The organism is Mycolicibacter algericus DSM 45454 (genome assembly GCF_002086455.1).
GTDB classification, from domain to species: Bacteria; Actinomycetota; Actinomycetes; order Mycobacteriales; family Mycobacteriaceae; genus Mycobacterium; species Mycobacterium algericum.
In genome coordinates, this window is sequence record NZ_MVHC01000001.1 from 350,109 (window position 1) to 367,684 (window position 17,576).

Annotated in this window: 23 protein-coding genes; 16 read left to right on the plus strand and 7 right to left on the minus strand. The window is 67.8% G+C overall.

Translation table 11 applies throughout. The annotated features are described in order from the left end of the window. Window positions 1–68 precede the first annotated feature (68 nt). Both BST10_RS01715 and BST10_RS23140 read left to right on the plus strand, forming a co-directional pair. Window positions 69–959 (plus strand): manganese catalase family protein, encoded by an 891-nt coding sequence (locus tag BST10_RS01715; protein WP_083036160.1) that lies wholly within the window; start codon window positions 69–71, stop codon window positions 957–959. Between the two features lie 16 nt (window positions 960–975). Then, window positions 976–1,128: a hypothetical protein gene (locus BST10_RS23140; RefSeq protein WP_165757162.1), complete on the plus strand. Its 153-nt coding sequence runs from the start codon at window positions 976–978 to the stop codon at window positions 1,126–1,128. 6 nt (window positions 1,129–1,134) lie between these two features. On the opposite strand, the gene BST10_RS01720 is transcribed toward BST10_RS23140, so the two are convergent. Further along, window positions 1,135–1,719 carry a hemerythrin domain-containing protein gene (locus BST10_RS01720; protein WP_083036053.1) on the minus strand — a complete coding sequence of 195 codons (585 nt, stop codon included), beginning with the start codon at window positions 1,717–1,719 and terminating at the stop codon, window positions 1,135–1,137. Window positions 1,720–1,841: 122 nt separating this feature from the next. Here BST10_RS01720 and BST10_RS01725 point away from each other — a divergent pair, with 122 nt between their 5' ends. The 3 genes from BST10_RS01725 to BST10_RS01735 all read left to right on the plus strand — a co-directional run bounded on the left by BST10_RS01725 (window position 1,842) and on the right by BST10_RS01735 (window position 4,124). Then, window positions 1,842–3,350 carry an FAD-dependent oxidoreductase gene (locus BST10_RS01725; protein WP_083036055.1) on the plus strand — a complete coding sequence of 503 codons (1,509 nt, stop codon included), beginning with the start codon at window positions 1,842–1,844 and terminating at the stop codon, window positions 3,348–3,350. 73 nt (window positions 3,351–3,423) lie between these two features. Beyond that, a complete protein-coding gene (locus tag BST10_RS01730) occupies window positions 3,424–3,879 on the plus strand; it encodes a pyridoxamine 5'-phosphate oxidase family protein (RefSeq protein ID WP_083036056.1) in 456 nt (151 codons plus the stop codon). 2 nt (window positions 3,880–3,881) lie between these two features. Then, a complete protein-coding gene (locus tag BST10_RS01735; RefSeq protein WP_232062399.1) occupies window positions 3,882–4,124 on the plus strand; it encodes a DUF2795 domain-containing protein in 243 nt (80 codons plus the stop codon). A 10-nt stretch (window positions 4,125–4,134) separates the two neighbouring features. Here the strand turns inward: BST10_RS01735 and BST10_RS01740 are convergent, their stop codons facing one another. From BST10_RS01740 to BST10_RS01755, 4 genes are all read right to left on the minus strand, one after another. Further along, entirely contained in the window at window positions 4,135–4,923 is a 789-nt protein-coding gene (locus BST10_RS01740) for an RNA polymerase sigma factor SigF (RefSeq protein WP_083036058.1), read from the minus strand. Beyond that, window positions 4,920–5,357 carry an ATP-binding protein gene (locus BST10_RS01745; RefSeq protein ID WP_083036059.1) on the minus strand — a complete coding sequence of 146 codons (438 nt, stop codon included), beginning with the start codon at window positions 5,355–5,357 and terminating at the stop codon, window positions 4,920–4,922. The genes BST10_RS01740 and BST10_RS01745 overlap by 4 nt, the downstream gene beginning before the upstream one ends. A 204-nt stretch (window positions 5,358–5,561) precedes the next feature. Further along, the gene (usfY, locus tag BST10_RS01750; protein ID WP_013830036.1) at window positions 5,562–5,873 is read right to left on the minus strand and encodes a protein UsfY; all 312 of its coding nucleotides are present in this window, start codon (window positions 5,871–5,873) and stop codon (window positions 5,562–5,564) included. 190 nt (window positions 5,874–6,063) lie between these two features. After that, window positions 6,064–6,447 carry a hypothetical protein gene (locus BST10_RS01755; RefSeq protein ID WP_041318501.1) on the minus strand — a complete coding sequence of 128 codons (384 nt, stop codon included), beginning with the start codon at window positions 6,445–6,447 and terminating at the stop codon, window positions 6,064–6,066. A 142-nt stretch (window positions 6,448–6,589) separates the two neighbouring features. Here BST10_RS01755 and mbp1 point away from each other — a divergent pair, with 142 nt between their 5' ends. The 3 genes from mbp1 (at window position 6,590) to BST10_RS01770 (ending at window position 7,992) form a co-directional block, all read left to right on the plus strand. Then, window positions 6,590–6,829: a microaggregate-binding protein 1 gene (gene mbp1 / locus BST10_RS01760; protein WP_013830038.1), complete on the plus strand. Its 240-nt coding sequence runs from the start codon at window positions 6,590–6,592 to the stop codon at window positions 6,827–6,829. Window positions 6,830–6,975: 146 nt separating this feature from the next. After that, the gene (locus tag BST10_RS01765) at window positions 6,976–7,647 is read left to right on the plus strand and encodes a winged helix-turn-helix domain-containing protein (protein WP_013830039.1); all 672 of its coding nucleotides are present in this window, start codon (window positions 6,976–6,978) and stop codon (window positions 7,645–7,647) included. A gap of 30 nt (window positions 7,648–7,677) precedes the next feature. Then, a complete protein-coding gene (locus BST10_RS01770) occupies window positions 7,678–7,992 on the plus strand; it encodes a hypothetical protein (protein ID WP_083036061.1) in 315 nt (104 codons plus the stop codon). Window positions 7,993–7,998: 6 nt separating this feature from the next. On the opposite strand, the gene BST10_RS01775 is transcribed toward BST10_RS01770, so the two are convergent. Beyond that, window positions 7,999–8,190 (minus strand): hemophore-related protein, encoded by a 192-nt coding sequence (locus BST10_RS01775; protein ID WP_083036062.1) that lies wholly within the window; start codon window positions 8,188–8,190, stop codon window positions 7,999–8,001. Window positions 8,191–8,287: 97 nt separating this feature from the next. On the opposite strand from BST10_RS01775, the gene BST10_RS01780 reads away from it, so the two are divergent. The 7 genes from BST10_RS01780 to BST10_RS01810 all read left to right on the plus strand — a co-directional run bounded on the left by BST10_RS01780 (window position 8,288) and on the right by BST10_RS01810 (window position 16,182). Further along, complete coding sequence (locus BST10_RS01780) at window positions 8,288–9,028, plus strand: TnsA-like heteromeric transposase endonuclease subunit (protein ID WP_099459185.1); 741 nt, start codon at window positions 8,288–8,290, stop codon at window positions 9,026–9,028. 5 nt (window positions 9,029–9,033) lie between these two features. Next, window positions 9,034–11,109, plus strand: a complete 2,076-nt coding sequence (locus tag BST10_RS01785; RefSeq protein ID WP_224860251.1) for a Mu transposase C-terminal domain-containing protein — start codon at window positions 9,034–9,036, stop codon at window positions 11,107–11,109. Then, a complete protein-coding gene (locus BST10_RS01790; RefSeq protein WP_007172501.1) occupies window positions 11,097–12,122 on the plus strand; it encodes a TniB family NTP-binding protein in 1,026 nt (341 codons plus the stop codon). Before BST10_RS01785 ends, BST10_RS01790 begins: the two co-directional genes overlap by 13 nt. A 211-nt stretch (window positions 12,123–12,333) precedes the next feature. Then, window positions 12,334–13,023 (plus strand): hypothetical protein, encoded by a 690-nt coding sequence (locus BST10_RS01795; protein WP_371869148.1) that lies wholly within the window; start codon window positions 12,334–12,336, stop codon window positions 13,021–13,023. Window positions 13,024–13,094: 71 nt separating this feature from the next. Beyond that, window positions 13,095–13,451: a Cd(II)/Pb(II)-sensing metalloregulatory transcriptional regulator CmtR gene (gene cmtR, locus BST10_RS01800; RefSeq protein WP_007170255.1), complete on the plus strand. Its 357-nt coding sequence runs from the start codon at window positions 13,095–13,097 to the stop codon at window positions 13,449–13,451. A gap of 81 nt (window positions 13,452–13,532) precedes the next feature. Then, window positions 13,533–13,829, plus strand: a complete 297-nt coding sequence (locus tag BST10_RS01805) for a DUF1490 family protein (RefSeq protein WP_033718759.1) — start codon at window positions 13,533–13,535, stop codon at window positions 13,827–13,829. A gap of 64 nt (window positions 13,830–13,893) precedes the next feature. Then, entirely contained in the window at window positions 13,894–16,182 is a 2,289-nt protein-coding gene (locus BST10_RS01810) for a heavy metal translocating P-type ATPase (protein WP_033718775.1), read from the plus strand. 53 nt (window positions 16,183–16,235) lie between these two features. On the opposite strand, the gene BST10_RS01815 is transcribed toward BST10_RS01810, so the two are convergent. After that, window positions 16,236–16,622 carry an ArsR/SmtB family transcription factor gene (locus BST10_RS01815; protein ID WP_007170252.1) on the minus strand — a complete coding sequence of 129 codons (387 nt, stop codon included), beginning with the start codon at window positions 16,620–16,622 and terminating at the stop codon, window positions 16,236–16,238. Between the two features lie 88 nt (window positions 16,623–16,710). Between BST10_RS01815 and arsM the strand changes: the two genes are divergently transcribed. After that, window positions 16,711–17,511, plus strand: coding sequence for an arsenite methyltransferase (gene arsM, locus BST10_RS01820; RefSeq protein WP_007170251.1), 801 nt, complete (start codon window positions 16,711–16,713; stop codon window positions 17,509–17,511). Window positions 17,512–17,576: the final 65 nt, after the last annotated feature.

Sequence of the window (17,576 nt, forward strand, 5' to 3'; positions counted from 1 at the left end):
TGTTTGGCGACGGTCGTTGCGGGTACGCCGCGGGCATCCGAGATCCGTCGTTGGCCGAGGGAGCCACCATGTTCGTTCACAACAAAGAGATGCAGTTCGAAGTCCGGGTCGAGCGGCCCGACCCACGGTTCGCCGGTCTGTTGCAGGAGCAATTCGGTGGGGAGAACGGCGAACTGAAGGCGGCGATGCAGTACTTCACCCAGGCATTCATGCTGCGGCGCAAGAACCCCAAGATGTACGACCTGTTCATGGACATCGCCACCGAAGAGTTCAGCCACCTGGAGATGGTCGGCAATCTGATCACCATGCTGCTCGACGGGCTCAACGACGACCTGAAGAACGCCAACGAACGCTGCGACTGGATGCCGGCGGTGGCCAGCCGCGACGGCCGCGAGCAGCTCATCCACCAGGTGGCACTCAATCCGCTGCACTTCGTGGAGAGCGGCGGTGGCCCGCACGTCAGCAATGCCGCGGGTTCGCCTTGGACCGGCGGCTACATCAACGCCAACGGCGACCCCTCGGTGGACCTGCGCAGCAATCTCGCCGCCGAGTCGCGGGCCAAAATCGTCTACGAATACCTCAAGCAGTTCACCGACGACCCCGGCGTGCAGGACACCTTGACCTTCCTGATGACCCGCGAGGTCGCCCACTTCCAGCAGTTCACCGCGGCCCTCAACGAGCTTCCGGCCAACTTCCCGCCCGGCCAGGCACCCGGCGACGAGCGCTTCCAGAACGTGGCGTTCAACATGTCCGAAGGTGAGGCCAGCCGCGGACCCTGGAACCAGGGCCGGGGGCCGTGGCCCGACGGCCTGCAGTGGGAGTACGTCAAGAGCCCGAGCCGGGATTGGCTCGGCGGTTCGCTGCGGCAGAACCGCGGCCCGCAGGACAATCCCGACGGTAGCCCCGCGGTCGGCGCCGACAAGCCGTTCACTCACGAACAGCACCGCGCGACAGGGTAAGCGCGAAGCCGCCCCGATGACACAGCGCGATGACCAACAGCCCGAGCACGGGGAGTCTTTGGAAGACACCGTCGACCGACTCGATGCGAAGGCCGCCGAGGAATACGACACCGAAACCAGGGCGCGCGAAGCGCGCAAGCGCGGCTCCCCGGAGGAGCCGCCGGATTGACCGCGCTCAGCTCTTGGGTGCGTCGGGCGGGTTATCGGCCGCCCGGCCGCTCAACCGATCGCGCAGCTGGTCGACGGCGGCGGCAGCAACACCCATGGTGTTCTGCGCCAACCCGCCCGACGGGGCGTTGGGGTGCGGCCGGGTGGGTGCGATCTTCTTGGCCGTCTGCAGCCTGTCGCCCAACTGCTCGAGCTGTTGCGCGCTGACCGCCGACTTGAACCGCGGCCACACCACGTTCTCTTCGTATTCGATATGCTCTCGGACCACCACCACGAATTCGTCCAGCGCACGGTGATATTCGGGCTCGCCGGGCGCGCCGTCCTCAAGCAGCTGCAGCAGCGTCTTGCCGGCCTCCTCCTGGGCGATGGCGTGGTCCGCCAAGTGATCGCCGTCCTCGAGTGCCGCCCGGACCGCCGGCCAGAACAGCTGTTCTTCTACGGCCTCGTGCTGGGATTCGGCGATCACCAGATTGGTGACCATGGTCGACAGCCCGCTCTCCCGCGCCCCATCGCCCTGCGGCGCACCGTCGAGCACCTCCAACATGCCCAACACGCTTTCGTGGTCGGCACGTAGAAACGTCAGTGCGTCCATGGCTGTCCCTCCGGGTACGGCTGCCGATTCGTCCGATCGCATACCCAGCGCAGCACGGCCGAAACCCGCTGCTCGTTGCGGCGATACGTTTCGCCGCCGTGCTACCGGGTAACTGATCGGCCATGACCTCGTTGTGGCTTGCCGACCGGATCACCACCTCACCGGCCTCCGACACCGCGGCGGATCTCCCCGACCGCGCCGACGTCGTGGTGGCGGGCGCCGGTATCACCGGGCTGATGACCGCGGTGCTGCTGGCCCGGGCCGGCCGGGAGGTGCTGGTCCTGGAGGCGCGGACGGTCGGCTCCTGCGCGACCGGCAACACCACCGCCAAGATCAGCCTGCTGCAAGCCACCCAGCTCTCGACCATCTCGGCCAAGCAGGGTAAGCAGCGGGCCGGTGGGTATCTGGAAGGCAACCGCGCCGGCCAGGACTGGCTGCTGTCGTTCTGCGCGACGGCCGGCGTCGCGGTGCAGCGCGAGGATGCTTACAGCTACGCCCAGTCCGGCCACGGGGTGGGCGCGGCGCGCGCCGAGTACGACGCCTGCCGCGCACTGGGACTACCGGTGACCTGGGAGCCGCGGGCCGATGTGCCGTTCCCGTATCACGGCGGGGTACGGCTGGAAGGGCAGGCGCAGTTCGACCCGATGCAGTTCTTGGACGCGCTGCGCGCCGAACTGCTCGCCGCCGGCGGCCAGCTGGTGGAACACACTCGGCTGCAACATGTTTCCGGCGGACGCGGCGGCCTGCGACTGAATGTCGACGGCCCGCGGGGGCACGCCGAACTGCGGGCCGCCCAACTGGTGCTCGCCACCGGGATCCCGATTCTGGACCGCGGCGGCTACTTCGCCCGAGTCAAGCCCAGCCGGTCATACTGTATGGCGTTCGACGTGCCGGGCGAGATCCCCCGCCCGATGATGATCTCCACCGATTCACCGACGCGGTCGCTGCGCTACGCCCCGACCGACGGCTCCGAGCGCCTGCTGGTCGGCGGGGCGGGACACACCGTCGGCCGCGCCAAGTATCCCGGCGACGGGCTGGCCGAACTCGAGTCGTGGACGCTCCGGCATTTCCCGGGCGCAACCCGCACGCACCTGTGGTCAGCGCAGGACTACGCGCCCATCGACGGGCTGCCCTATGTCGGCCCCATCCTTCCCGACAGCGACACCATCTACGTGGCAACGGGTTTCAACAAATGGGGCATGACCAACGGGGCGGCCGCCGCGCTGGCGTTGGCGGGCCGGCTGCTCGGGCAGCGACCCGACTGGGACCGGGCGTTCGCCAGTTGGAGCACCCGCGAGTTGCGCGGCCTGTCCACCGCGGTGACGGCCAACCTGGAAGTCGGCTTCAATCTGGCGAAAGGCTGGATCACCCCGACGGCCCGCATCGGCCGGCTCGGCCTGGGCGGCGACGCCGCCGGCGTGGTCAGCGGACCGCCGTGGCACCTGCAGGCCCACTGCCGGGTGGACGGCGTCGAGCACCGCCTCTCGCCGGTCTGCCCGCACCTCGGTGGCATCGTCACCTGGAACGACGCCGATCGGGCGTGGGAGTGCCCGCTGCACGGCTCGCGCTTCGCACCCGACGGCACGCTGCTGGAGGGGCCCGCCACCCGCGGCCTGACCGCCGGCAGCTGAGGTTCGCCCCCCGCCCGCGCGGGTAACCGATCGCGGGGCGGTGAACGACGGCTGCGAAACGATGGGATGAGCGGTGTGCATCATCGACCACGACATGCGCCTGATCGTGGCGAGCGCCAAGCTGGCATTCGTGGCCACCATCTGCGAGGACGGCTCGCCCAACCTGTCGCCGAAGGAGTCGTTGCTGGTCTACGGCGACGAGCACCTGGCGTTCATGCACATGGCGTCGCCGACCACGGTGGCCGACCTGCGCCGCGATCCGCGCATCGAGGTCAACGTGGTGGACTTCCTGCGTCGCCGCGGCTACCGCTTCAAGGGCACCGCTCAACTGCGTCCGCCCGGCGACGAGGTCTACGAGTGGCTGCGGCAGTGGGTGACCGAGACGCAGGGGCCGCAGTTCCCGTGCCGCGAGGCGGTGCTGGTCCGCGTCGAACGGGCGCTGCCGATCGCCTCACCGGTCTACATGTTCGGCGGTGCGCACGAGTCCGAGCTGGTTCGCACCTGGTCGGAGATCTACCGGCTGCGCTGACGATGCGTTTCCGGCGCGACGCCGCCGGGTACTGCGCAGTGATGGGCTTCGACGTCGCTCAAGTGCAGAGCTGCCTTGCCGGTTTCGACTATCCGGGCACCGCGGAGCAGCTCGCCGACCACGCCCGGCACAACGGCGCCGAGCCGAAACTGGTCGACACGCTGCGGGCGTTGAAGAAGGACAGCTTCGACGGCCCGGACGCGGTGATGTCGTCGCTGACCGCCCAGAACGCGCTGGGCGGCTGAGGAGGACCGGCTACTCCAGCTGGTCGCGCAGTTTGCTCAACGACTTGGCCAGCAGCCGCGAGACGTGCATCTGCGAGATGCCGACCCGTTCGGCGATCTGCGTCTGGGTCATCGATTCGAAGAACCGGAGCACCAGCACGGTGCGTTCCCGTTCGGGAAGCGCGTCGAGCAGCGGCCGCAACGCCTCGCGGTCCTCGATCCGGTCCATCCCGGCGTCGATGTCGCCGAGGGTGTCGGCGATCGAGCGGACGTCGTCCTCGTCGGAGCTGCCGCCGCTGTCGATGGACAGCGTGTTGTAGGAGCTGCCCGCCACCAGTCCTTCGACGACCTCCTCGCGGCTCATCTCCAACTCCCGGGCCAGTTCGGTGGCGGTCGGCGCCCGGCCCAGGCGCTGGGAGAGGTCGGCGGTGGCCGAACCGAGCCGCAGGTGCAGCTCCTTGAGCCGGCGCGGCACCTTGACCGACCAGCTGTTGTCCCGGAAATGCCGGCGGACCTCGCCCATGATCGTCGGGACGGCGAACGAGACGAAATCCGAACCGGTTTCGACGTCGAAGCGCGTCACGGCGTTGACCAGGCCCACCCGCGCGACCTGGACCAAGTCGTCCCGCAGTTCGCCGCGACCCTCGAATCGGCGGGCGATGTGATCGGCCAGCGGCAGACACCGCTCCACGATCTTGTCTTTGCGGTTCCGGAAATCAGTGGAACCGGATTCGTAATGGGCGAGCTCGCGAAACATGTCGCCGACGTCGGAGTATTCCGATCCTGACTGTGAGCCGCTCCTGGCGGCGCCCCGGGTCACTGCCTGGATTCCGCCCGCCGGGTCGTCAAGGTCACGCCGAACACATCACCGGCGCCACCGGGTTCCTGGCCGTCATGGAAGGTCTGCACGTCGTCGACGAGCGAGGTGAGCACGTGCCAGCTGAAGCTGCCCGGCGTCAGCACGTCGGCGCCGTCGCCGGCGGCCGACGCCACAATCGTCACGTCGTCGTCTTTCGGGTCGATGATCACCTGCAGCGTGGCGTCGGGGGCGGCGCAGCGGATCAACTGGGTACACAGCTCGTCGATCGCGAGCCGCAGATCGGCCACGGTATCGACGTCGAGATCCTCGAAGGTCGCGATGGCGCCGACCACCATGCGCACCACGGCCAGACTCTCCAGCCTGGGCGCCACCCGCAACTCGACGGCTCGCTCGCTGCACGACCGCAAGGTCCGGTCGCTGTGGATGTCGGTCATTGAGCCTCCCGGCGATGTCGGACCGAGACTACCGCTGCGCGCCGAGGGACTGTTCACGCCGTCAAATCCGCATAGTCGGCCGCCCGGAGGTTAGTCACGGGAACCCTGTACCCGATCTGCCGGCGCGCCAACCATGCCGATTCCGGACCACCGGGACGACAACGGCCCGACCGGATAACCGGTCGGGCCGTCGTTTCTGCTAGCTCAACCGGTCGAATGCTGCCGCTGCAACTCGGGGTGCGCCAGCTGCCACTGCTGGTTCACCCGGCCGATCCGCCGGTGCTCCATCAGCAGCCACAGCGCCCCCAGGCCGGCAGCGAACACCGCGAGGGCGGCGACCGCCACGCCTTGGCGGTCGTGGCCGGTGGCGAACGCGGTGAGGCAGCCGATCCCGGCGACCATGCCCACCACCAGCAGGCTGTAACCGGGCCAACCCATGACGTCGATCACCGCACGGCCGGCATGCGGCCGGGTCGTCCGGACATGGTCAACGGGGTCATGAAACGTATCGCCCATCGCTTCTTCCTTTCGTGAATCGTCCGGCCCATCCGGAGGCCGCGTGGCCGAGCCGCCCGTTCGTGGGGGACCCCGTGTGGCGAACCCGTCCGCAACCGAAAACTATCGTAAGCCGATGTGATCTAAATAACGCTCCACTTTCAGAAACCTCACAGCCACACGGCAGCTATGCCGACGGAATCCGGCGTGATCAGCGCATACCGCTGATCGGCACCGCGCTCATGATCAGTACGAGAAGCATCAACGACATCAAAAACCACCCGGCGCCCTGCCAGCCCCACCAGGTGCCCCGAGCGCGCCACACCCGGTAGGTGCGCAGAAAAGCACGCAGTCCACCGGCCGCGAAGACCACGGGTGACGCCGCGGCGAGCACGGCCCGGTACGGCCGTCCGCACGCCACCGTCTGCACCGTCGCCGTGCTCGCATCGCACGAACTGGCCCACCATGCCGCCAGCAAGACCACCGCCACGCCGATCGCGGTGATCACGCCGGCGAACCTGACCGCCGAGCGAACCTCCGCGTCCTCCTGGCCCAGCCGGTCGCCACCGGGGCGCGGTCGCATGGGGCGTTCCATGCCTCCCACCGTCCGCGCTGATCGGCTCTGCGTCAAGGTGATTCGACGTTTGAGCCGGCGAGCCGCCGGGAAGCCTTGCAGGTGTGGCGGGCCGACAGCGCACACGGGCCCGTCGCATCCACGAAATCCAGGGAGGGATTTTATGTCGGACCAAGAGAAGAGCGGACCCGAAGAGGGCTTCCGCGGCGCCGTCGAGGGCGTCAAGGGCAAGGCCAAGGAAGCCGTCGGAACCGTGACCGGCAACGACGAGCTCGCCCGCGAGGGCAAGGCACAGCAGGACAAGGGCGAAGCGCAGCGCGACGCCGCCAAGCGCGAAGCCGAGGCCGAATCGGCCCGTGCGGGAGCGAAGGCGGCCGAGTCACGCGAACAGTCCCACCAGTAGCCCGATTGAAGGCAGGCCCGGCCCGCTACGGCGGGCCGGGCCTGTCGCTGTGCGGTTACTCACGCCCCGGAGCGGGTAATAGTGCCTTGAACGGCCTTGAAGAGCACTCGAGGGCGCTGGAGCACATCGGAGGGTTGGAGTCAGCGATGGAGATTCTGTTACTGACCGACCGGGACGAGTTCGAACAGACCCTGTCGGCCTTACGCGTCTTCGGACACTCGGTCGGCCGCGCGCCGCTCGCTGTGACCCGCGCGGACTGTCGCGGCGCGGCGGCCGTGCTGGTGGACGGTTGCACCGAACTGGCGACCGCACGCGAGACCTGCCGGCGGCTGTGCGCCTGGGCGCCGTCGGCCGCGGTGCTGGCCGTGGTGGCCGCGGAAGACTTCGTCGCCGTCGACATCGACTGGCAGGTCGACGACGTGCTGGTCACGACGGCCGGGCCGGCCGAGGCACATGCGCGACTGCGGCTGGCGCTGGCGCGCCGACGCGAATCCGAGCAGAGCGCAGTGCAATTCGGCGATCTGATCATCCACCCCGACAGCTATAGCGTGTCGCTGTCGGGCCGCGAACTCGACCTCACCCTCACCGAGTTCAAACTGCTGAACTATCTGGTCCGGCATGCCGGTCACGCGTTCACCCGCACCCGGCTGCTGCACGAGGTGTGGGGCGGTGAGGGCAGCCGGCGCAAGGTCGACGTGCACGTGCAGCGGTTGCGCGCCAAACTCGGCGCCGACCACGAGTCGATCGTCGACACCGTTCGCGGCGTCGGCTACATGACGCCGGAATCGCCGCAACCGCAATGGGCCATCGCCAACTGAAACCGACTGAATCCCGGGAGCGCCGAGCACATGACCGATCGACCCGACATCGATCCCGCCACCGACACCACCGACGACGACACCCTGCCGCCGAGCGAGGCCACCGATTCCGACGAGCTGCGCAACGACGACGGCGATGCGACCGTGACCCCGCCGGACAGCTGGCAACCGGTCGATGACGCGACCGACGAATCGCTGGACGACAAACTGGCCGCCGAGCGTCCCGATGCCGGACTCGAACGAGACCCCGACGAAGCCGGCCAGGCCGTGACCGGCGGCCGGCACCGTGCTCAGGTCTCCGGCAGCCCCGAAGACGGCGACTCGTTCTACAACGTCGAAGAGTGACCGGGCTCAGTAGTAGTCGCAGTCGTTGGCCAGCGGGCTGAACAGCGCGACGTACTCGGGCGCTTCGGGCCGCTGCTGTGCCTGCTCGACCAGCTGCTGACGCTGCGGCGGCGGTGCGGCCAGGAAGTTCTGCAGCCAGGCCTGGGCGACCGGGGTCGCGTTGAACTGCTCGGCGACACCTGGTGATTGGTCGTTCATTGTCCGTTGACATCCGATGTGATGTATTGCCACCGTATCTGCGGTATCGGCGTGTCTTTGCCAATCTATCCGAGGTACCGCCGGTAGCGTTGTTTAGGTGAGTGTGGCGCCGGCGGCGCTATGGCCGCAGGTCAACGGTGGCGTTGAGGTGGAATTCAACTCCTCCGGGGGTTCTTCGCGCTTGCCGCTGGCGGAGTGTGCCGCAGTGGCCTTTGAGTTGGACTGCTCACCCGTGCGTGGTTTCCCAGCGTTTCGCGGGCAGGGCAATTATCCAGGCCTGTGGTGGTTTTCGACGACTCGTGAGCACGTTGGGTACGAGTCGTGGTCGGAGCGTGACCATTTGATCGCGCTGGACGCCGATCCCGCGGTGGTTGGTGTTGCGTCGCAGCCGTTCCGGCTCCATTGGGGTGACGGCAGGCACCACGTGCCTGATTACTTCGTGCGGTTGTCCGACGGAACGGCGACGGTTCTTGACGTGCGGGCCGATGACCGAATATCGGATGCTGATGCTGAGTTGTTCGACCGGTCCGAGCAGGCGTGCCGTTCCCTGGGATGGGCCTATCGGCGAGCGGGCGTTGCGGATCCGGTCGTGACGGCGAATTTGCGCTGGTTGTCTGGGTATCGGCATCCACGGGTGTACCGCCCGGCGGTCGCCGCAGCGTTGGAGGCGGTGTTCGACTCGGCGCGGCCGCTGATGACCGGGGTGAGACCGGTCGGTGAAGCGATCATGGTGTTGCCGGTGCTGTTTCACCTGTTGTGGCACCGGCGACTGGGCGTGGATCTTTCCGCGGCTGTCTTGACCGAGGAGTCGATCGTCGGGCCCGCGTTGTCACGATGACGGGTATGCGGTCGGGTGTCATCCGCGAGGGCGATGAAATCCGGTTATCCGACGGCGTATTCACGGTTGTCACACTTTCGGGCAGTTCAGCCAGGCTGACCGATGCGGTCGGCGGGCAGTCGGTGGTACCGCTGTCTCGGCTGCTGGGCGACCCGGCGTTGGAGTTGGTGTCAGGATCGCGACCGGCTTTGTGTTCCGAAGAAGCGTTGGCCGGGGTGCCCGAGGCTGCCGCCGAGCGGGCCCGCTGGTGGGAACGGCACTTGATCGAGGTGTTGACGGGTCGACGGGTTGATTCCGAGGCGGGTAGCCGGCCGCGGCCGGAGTTCGATCCGGCGTCGCGTTCGTTGCGGCAGCGCGAATTGGCCAAGCTCGCCGAGCTGCGCTCGGCTGGCCACGAGATCAGCTTGTACACGTTGCAGCGGCAACGCTATGCCTACGAACGAGACGGCCTGCTGGGGGTTGTGGATCGCCGGCACATTCCCCGGCGGGCGATGTTCGGCCGCGTCGACGAGCGGCTGGTGGCCGCAGTGCGGCAGGCCATCGATGACGAGACCGACGTGTCGACCGGGACGGTGAGCCGCCTGCAGCGACGGGTGACCAAATCGCTGGTGGCTCAATACGGTGCCCAGGACGCACCGGCGATGCCGTCTCAGCGGACGTTCTATCGTCTGGTGAAGAGGCTGTCGGAGGGCCGGCACACGTTCGGGTCCGCGCGCACCCGGCGTTCGTTGTCCAAACAGCCCGACGGCCCGTTCGGTGCGCTGACGGTGGCGCGCCCCGGCGAGGTGGTCGAGATCGATTCGACCCCCCTGGATGTGCGGGTGGTCCTCGATGACGGCACGGTGGACCGGGTCGAGCTGACCGGCATGGTTGACGACGCGACCTGCTCGATTCCGGCCGCGGTGTTGCGGCCCACGACCAAAGCGGTCGACGCGGCGCTGCTGCTGGCCCGAGCGTTGACGCCAGAACCGATGCGGCCGGAGTGGTCCGATGCGCTGCGGATGTCGCGGTCGGTGCTGCCGTATCGCTGTTTGACCGGCGTGGATCAACGGTTGGCCGATGCGGCCGCCCGGCCGGTGATCGCCCCGGAGACCGTAGTGTGCGACCACGGGAAGGCGTATCTGTCGCAAACCTTCCGGCAGGCGTGTTGCACGTTGGGGATCAATCTGCAGCCCGCCCACCCGGATACGCCGACCGACAAACCCAAGATCGAGCGGACCCTGCAGTCGGTGGCCACCTTGTTCGCCCAGCATGTCGCCGGGTATGTCGGCTCCAGCGTCGAGCGGCGCGGCAAGAACGCCGAACAGGACGCAGTGTGGTCGATCGTGGAGCTGCAAGCCCTGCTGGATGAGTGGATCGTCGCGGTATGGCAAAACCGGCCCCACGACGGCCTGCGTGACCCCGTCACCCCGGGCAAGGCGTTGACGCCCAACGAAAAGTACGCCGCCTTGGTCGAGGTCGCCGGGTATGTTCCGGTGCCGCTGTCGGCCGAGGACTACATCGAGTTACTGCCGTCGTGCTGGCGGCGCATCAATTCCTACGGGATCCGGGTCAACAACCGCAGCTACGACGCTAAGGCACTCAACCCCTACCGCCGCCAGCACTCGGGGGTGGAATCCAAGAAGGGCCAGTGGGAGGTGCACTACGACCCCTACGACGTGTCGCGGATCTGGGTGCGCAACCATCACGACGAGGGCTGGCTGGCCGCGACCTGGACGCATTTGCGCAGCCACCCGGTACCGTTCGGCGAATTGGTATGGCAGCATGCGCGGTCCGTGCTGGCCCAGCGCGGATGCGATCAGGCCACCGAAGCCGAGATCGCCCGCGCGGCCGATGACCTGCTCGACCGGGCCGCGCAAGGCCCCGCCCCCACCCGACAGGAATCCAAGGATCGCAGGGTGGCGGGTCGAACGCGAGCCACCGCGACACCGGCCTGGCCCCGCCCGCCGGATACCGCAGAACCCTGCGATGAGGAGCCGCCGCCAGGCGGTGACGAGGACGCCGACGACATCGAGATCGCCCAAGTCATTCCACTACCGGTGTTCGATGCACGCAAGGAGGCTGAATCGTGGCGGCTGTGAACACTTTTGCCCCGGTGAGCCAACTCGAGGACCGGCGCCAACCCACCACCACGCTCGAGGGTTGGCGCCGTTTCGTCGATGCCGATCCACCCGAGTTCACCCTGTTACCCGATGAGCAGTGGAGCACCCTGTCGGAGACCGAACGGACCAACTACAACGAAGCCCGGGTAGCGCATCACAGTGAACTGGTCGTGGTCACCACGTCGGCGATCCAGCGCATCACCAACGAAGGCCGGCTGCTGACCCTGCTCAACCAACGCGAGATCGGCGCCCGGCGCGGGCTGATCATTTCCGGGGCGGCCGCGACCGGCAAGACCACCGCGGTCAAACAACTCGGCCGATTCCACGAACTGCGTATCAGGACACGATTCGCCGACAAGTCCCGGATCCCGATCGTATACGTGACCGCGCCCCCGAAAGGCTCGGCGCGCAAACTCGCGATGGAGTTCGCGCGATTCCTGGGCCTTCCGCCGATGCAACCGCGGATGAATGTCACCGATATCGCCGACGCTGTCTGCCAGGTCCTCATCGACGCCCGAACCGACATCGTGATCGTCGACGAGATCCACAACCTCAACCTCGATACCCGGGCCGGCGAGGAACTGTCCGATCACCTGAAGTACTTCACCGAACACCTGCCCGCCACGTTCGTCTACGCCGGCATCGACGTCGAGCGCTCCGGTGTGTTCACCGGCACCCGCGGACGCCAGCTCGCCGGGCGCTGCGGTGTGATCAACACCAGCCCGTTCCCGTACGCCGGGGAATGGAAGTCGCTGGTGGCCGCGATGGAAGGCACCCTGCGGTTGCACCATCACACCGCGGGAACGCTGGTCGCCGAAGCCAAATACCTGCATCGACGCACCGGCGGAATGATCGGCAGCCTGGCGCACCTGATCCGCTCGGCTGCGATCCGCAGCATGCTCGACGAAACCGAGAACCTCACCAGGGATCTGATGGACACGGTGCTCATCGACTACGCAGCCCAAACATCGGCGCAACGCCATGCCAGCTGACGTATCAACCCCACCGGCGTGGCCGCAGGGGCCTGCCGCGCCACTACCGCGCACCGTCACACCGTTTCGTGGCGAAACGGTGCAGTCCTATCTTGATCGGCTCGCGCACGCCAACCACCTAGAACCCCGAGGTCTGCGGCGCTACCTGGCCGACGGTCCAGCGATCTGCCGTCCCCGGCCGGACTGGTTGGCAACCGCCAGCGGCCAGCCCGTGGGCATCCTTCACGCCCGGCTCATCGGGCTGGCCGCCCCCGACCGCGACACCACCCGCCAACGCCGCCACGCCCGGCCCGCATGCCGCCTGTGCATGGCACGCCGCGGTGTCTATGAGCCGGTCTACTGCTGGTTGCCCGACTACGCGACCGTCTGCTGCCGCCACCGCCGATGGATCGGTGCAGGCACCTCCACCCTCGACGATCAACGCGATCTGCGCTGCGCCCCCGCGGTGATCGCCGCAGCGCAGCGCCATGCCCGACTGGATCGGTGTCACGGCGACGCTGCGCGCTTCGCGGTCAGGGATGTCGCGCGGATTCACCGCTGCTGGGCACGCAGCACCAGCCCGTTTACGCTGCCGCCTGCCCGCGCCGACGCCGACACGCACATCGGCGCCTACCCGGACCTGATCGCCTTGGCCGCCATCCTGGCCGGCGCTCATCGCCGGATCTGGGGCACCGCGCCAGCCACACCCGCCCGTGCCCGCGCCGTCGATGCGGTCTACGTCAACGTCAGCGCCCGGTTTCCCCAGCACCGCGACCAAACCCGCCCCATCGAACAGTGGATCCACGATCAACAACTCAGCGCCACCCGCCGCGCACACCACTTCGACGCGTGGAAACCACGACCAGGTCAATCCCCGCGATCACCGTGCCCGGCTGGGCCAGCTGGGCGGCGTCAGGGCTGACGGCGGCGTGTGGAGCCATGGCACAATTCAGCCCTTGCTGACATATCAGTATCGGCTGTACTGTTTGGTGCATGCTGACGTGTGAGACGCGGGAATCGGCGCTGGCTCGGCTGGGCCGAGCGCTGGCGGATCCGACGCGGTGTCGGATTCTGGTGGCACTGCTCGATGGGGTGTGCTACCCGGGCCAGTTGGCTGCGCAGCTGGGGTTGACACGGTCGAATGTGTCCAATCATTTGTCGTGTTTGCGGGGCTGCGGGCTGGTCATCGCGACCTATGAGGGCCGGCAGGTTCGCTACGCGCTGGCCGACCCTCACCTCGCCCGTGCTCTGGGCGAGCTGGTCCAGGTTGTTTTGGCGGTGGATACCGACCAGCCCTGTGTCGGCGAGGACGCCGCATCGGGCGCAGCCGAGGCCACCGTTGGTCGATGACCATCAGTGGCAGCGATCCGGTGACCTTGAAGATCGCGGTCGCTCAATCGTAGTGAGTTGGCAGAACAGAAGGGATAAGCAGTGGCTATACATGGGTTCGTGGCCAAAGCAGCCGGGACAGTGTTCACCGGGCTGGTCGGGGTGAGCGCCTACGAGGTGCTGCGCAAGGCGGTGGGCACGGCGCCGGTTCACCGGGCAGCGGTGACCGTGACGGAGTGGGGACTGCGCGGAACTCGGAGCGCAGAGGTAGCAGCGGAGTCGGCCCGGCTGAAAGTCGCCGACGTGGTCGCCGAAGCCCGCGGACGCATCGGCGACGATGCCCCTCGGCCGCCCGCCGCCAAGGCTGACGATGACGACTGCTGCCAAGTGATGGGTTAGCCGTTTTCACGGGGAAAGGTCGATTGTGCCTACTGCTGAGGTTTCCTCCGATCACGGGGCCGCGCTGGTTGTCGTGTCTGCGGGTGCGCGACGAATACGGGTGCGTGCTAACTGGTTTCGGTTCGACGCGGTGCGGGCTGTCGCGATCGAGGACTCGGTCGCCACGGTGGCTGGTGTGGATGCGGTCCGCGCGTATCCGCGCACGGCTTCCGTGGTGGTCTGGTATTCACCCGAGCGCTGCGACACCGCTGCCATTTTGTCGGCGATCGCCGCCGCCGAGCACATCCCTGCCGAGTCGGTGCCCGCCCGGGCGCCGCACTCGGTCGAGGGAGGCAACCCCGGTGTGGTGCAGAGAATCCTCGACTGGAGCGAGCGGACGCTATCCGGCGAGCAAGCTGACAGGGTTTCACAACGACCAGTGCAACGAAGCGATGGCTGCTGCGACCACGACGACAGCCACCCTGAGTCGGAGCGGCTGTGGGGCGTTGTCAAGCTGCGGCGGGCCGCGTTCTCCGGGGTGGTGCTGACAGCCTCACTGGTGACGGCGTGGCTGACTCCATTCGGGCCGGTGGCGTTGGGATTGAAAGTCGTGGCGCTCGCGGTGGGCGCTTCGACGTTCGTGCCCTCAACCGTTAGGCGACTGACCGAGGGCCGTGTCGGTGTCGGCACGTTGATGACGATCGCCGCGCTCGGCGCTGTTGGACTCGGTCAGGTCGGCGAGGCCGCGATGCTGGCGTTTTTGTTCTCCATCAGCGAGGGTTTGGAGGAATACGCGGTGGCCCGTACCCGCCGCGGCCTGCGTGCTCTGCTGGCGCTGGTGCCGGATCAGGCCACGGTCTTGCGCGCAGGTGTCGAAACCGTGGTGGCCGCAGCCGAACTGCGCGTCGGTGATCAGATGATTGTCAAACCCGGGGAACGCCTGGCCACCGACGGCATCATTGTTGCCGGGCGCACCGCCCTGGACGTCTCGGCGATTACCGGCGAATCGGTGCCGGTAGAGGCCGGACCCGGTGATGAGGTGTTCGCCGGGTCGATCAACGGGTCCGGAGTGCTGCAGGTGGAGGTCACCGCGACCGTTGAGGACAACTCGTTGGCGCGAATCGTGCAGATCGTGGAAGCCGAACAGGCCCGCAAGGGCGCCAGCCAGCGCCTGGCCGATCGGATCGCGCAGCCGTTGGTGCCGGGCATCATGATCGCCGGGGCGCTGATCGCCGGGACGGGCAGCATCTTCGGTAACCCGCTGGTGTGGATCGAACGCGCTCTGGTGGTGCTCGTCGCCGCGTCCCCGTGCGCGCTCGCCATCGCCGTGCCGGTGACCGTCGTGGCGGCAGTCGGTGCCGCCTCGAAGATCGGGGTACTGATCAAGGGCGGTGCCGCGCTGGAAGCCCTGGGCACCATCAGTGGGATCGCGCTGGACAAAACCGGAACTTTGACCGCCAACCGGCCCACCGTCATCGACATCGCCACCACCAACGACGCCACCCGCGAAGAGGTGCTGGCGGTCGCGGCCGCGCTGGAAACCCGCAGTGAACACCCGCTGGCCGCGGCCGTCCTGGCCGCTACCCAAGCGCCGGTGGCCGCCGCGAGTGACGTGCACGCCGTTGCCGGAGCTGGGCTGACCGGCCACCTCGACGGGCAAGCCATCCGGCTGGGCCGGCCCGGCTGGATCGACCCCGCCGACCTCGCCGATCACGTAGCGCACATGCAACAAGCCGGGGCCACAGCGGTGCTCGTAGAACGCGATGACCGGCTGCTCGGTGCCATCGCCGTGCGCGACGAACTACGCCCAGAAGCTCCCGAGGTCATCACCGCGCTACGTGCCGGCGGCTACCAGGTGACGATGCTCACCGGCGACAATCACGCCACCGCGGCGGCGCTCGCCGCCCAAGCCGGCATCGAGCACGTCTATGCCGAACTGCGCCCCGAGGACAAGGCTCACCTGATCGCAGAACTGGGCGCTCACCGGCCCACCGCGATGGTCGGCGACGGCGTCAACGATGCTCCGGCCCTGGCCGCCGCCGACCTGGGAATCGCGATGGGCGCCATGGGAACCGATGTCGCGATCGAAACCGCCGACGTCGCCCTGATGGGCCAAGACCTGCGGCACCTGCCCCACGCACTAGCACATGCTCGACGCTCCCGGCAGATCATGGTGCAAAACGTCGGACTCTCCCTGGGCATCATCACCGTGCTCATGCCGCTGGCGATGTTCGGAACCCTCGGCCTGGCCACGGTCGTACTGGTGCACGAGCTTGCCGAAGTCGTCGTCATCGCCAACGGCGTACGCGCCGGACGCATAACGCCTCTTGCGGGGCCAGCACGAGACACCCGGCGGCAGGACAACTCAAGGTAGCGGCGGCCGTCACTGAATCCGAGGCATCGCAGGTCAGGCCCTCAAGCGCTGCCTCAGCCACAACGACAACGGACAACAAACACCCCGCCGAGCGCATCCAGGGCCGCGGGCACCAGCCGGTAGTACGCCCACTTGCCGCGCTGGGTTCGGTCGAGCAGGCCGGCCTCGACCAGGATCTTGAGGTGATGCGACACCGTCGGCTGGGATAGCCCCACAGTAGCGGTCAGGTCGCATACACACGCCTCGGCGCCCTCATGGCCCGCGATCATTGACACAAGCCGTAGCCGGGTCGGTTCGGCCAGCGCCTTGAGCACGCCGGCCAGCCGCTCGGCGGCGGCCGCGTCGAGTACGCCGTCGGTGATCGGGCTGCAGCACGCCGCAACGTCAGCGACCAGCAACGAGTCATCGCGTTCGGTCGGGGAGGCGATCGCGGCGGGCATGGCCCCAGTATGACACACGCATTGACAGTCATCGATGTTTCCCGCACACTGCTCACATAGATGTCTGTCGATGGAAAGAGTAGGTGCGATGACCGCCGAACACAATGAGCTGCGTGATCAGGTCCGGGCCAGCTACGGCGCCGCCGCCACCGCGATCAGCGGGGGCGCTACCAACAGCGATGTGCTGACCGCCGCGAGCTGCTGCGGGTCCAGCGACTCAGCCGATATCGGGACCATCTTCGGCGCCGGTCTCTACGGCGACGACGAGCACTCCGAGATTCCCGCTGAAGCGGTTGCGGCCAGCCTGGGTTGCGGTAACCCGACCGCGGTCGCTGACTTGCACCCCGGAGAGCGGGTGCTTGACCTGGGTTCTGGCGGCGGGATCGACGTTTTGTTGTCGGCGCGCCGGGTCGGCCCGGACGGGTTTGCTTACGGCGTCGACATGACCGACGAGATGCTGGCCTTGGCGAGGCGGAACGCCGAAGAATTCCGAGCCAAGGCCGGTGTCACCAACGTCGAGTTCCGCAAGGGCACCATCGAAGACATCCCGCTGCCCGATGCCGCCGTCGATGTGGTGATCTCCAACTGCGTGATCAACCTGTCCGCCGACAAACCGGCCGTGATCGCCGAGATGTTCCGGGTGCTGGTCCCCGGCGGGCGGATCGGGATCTCCGACGTCGTCGCCGAAGACCACCTCAGTTCGGCCGAGCGCGCCGAACGCGGCTCCTACGTCGGCTGCATCGCCGGAGCGCTGTCCCGCCAGGAGTACCTCGACGGACTGGCCGCGGCCGGGTTCACCGATGCCACGGTCACGTTCACCCACCAGGTGGCCGAAGGGATGCACGGCGCGATCATCCACGCCACCAAACCCGCCGCATCGTCTGATTGAGACAGCCGCAGCGAACGACCGCGCCACCGCGCCCCGACCCACCTCACGTTGACAGCTGCCAGTGA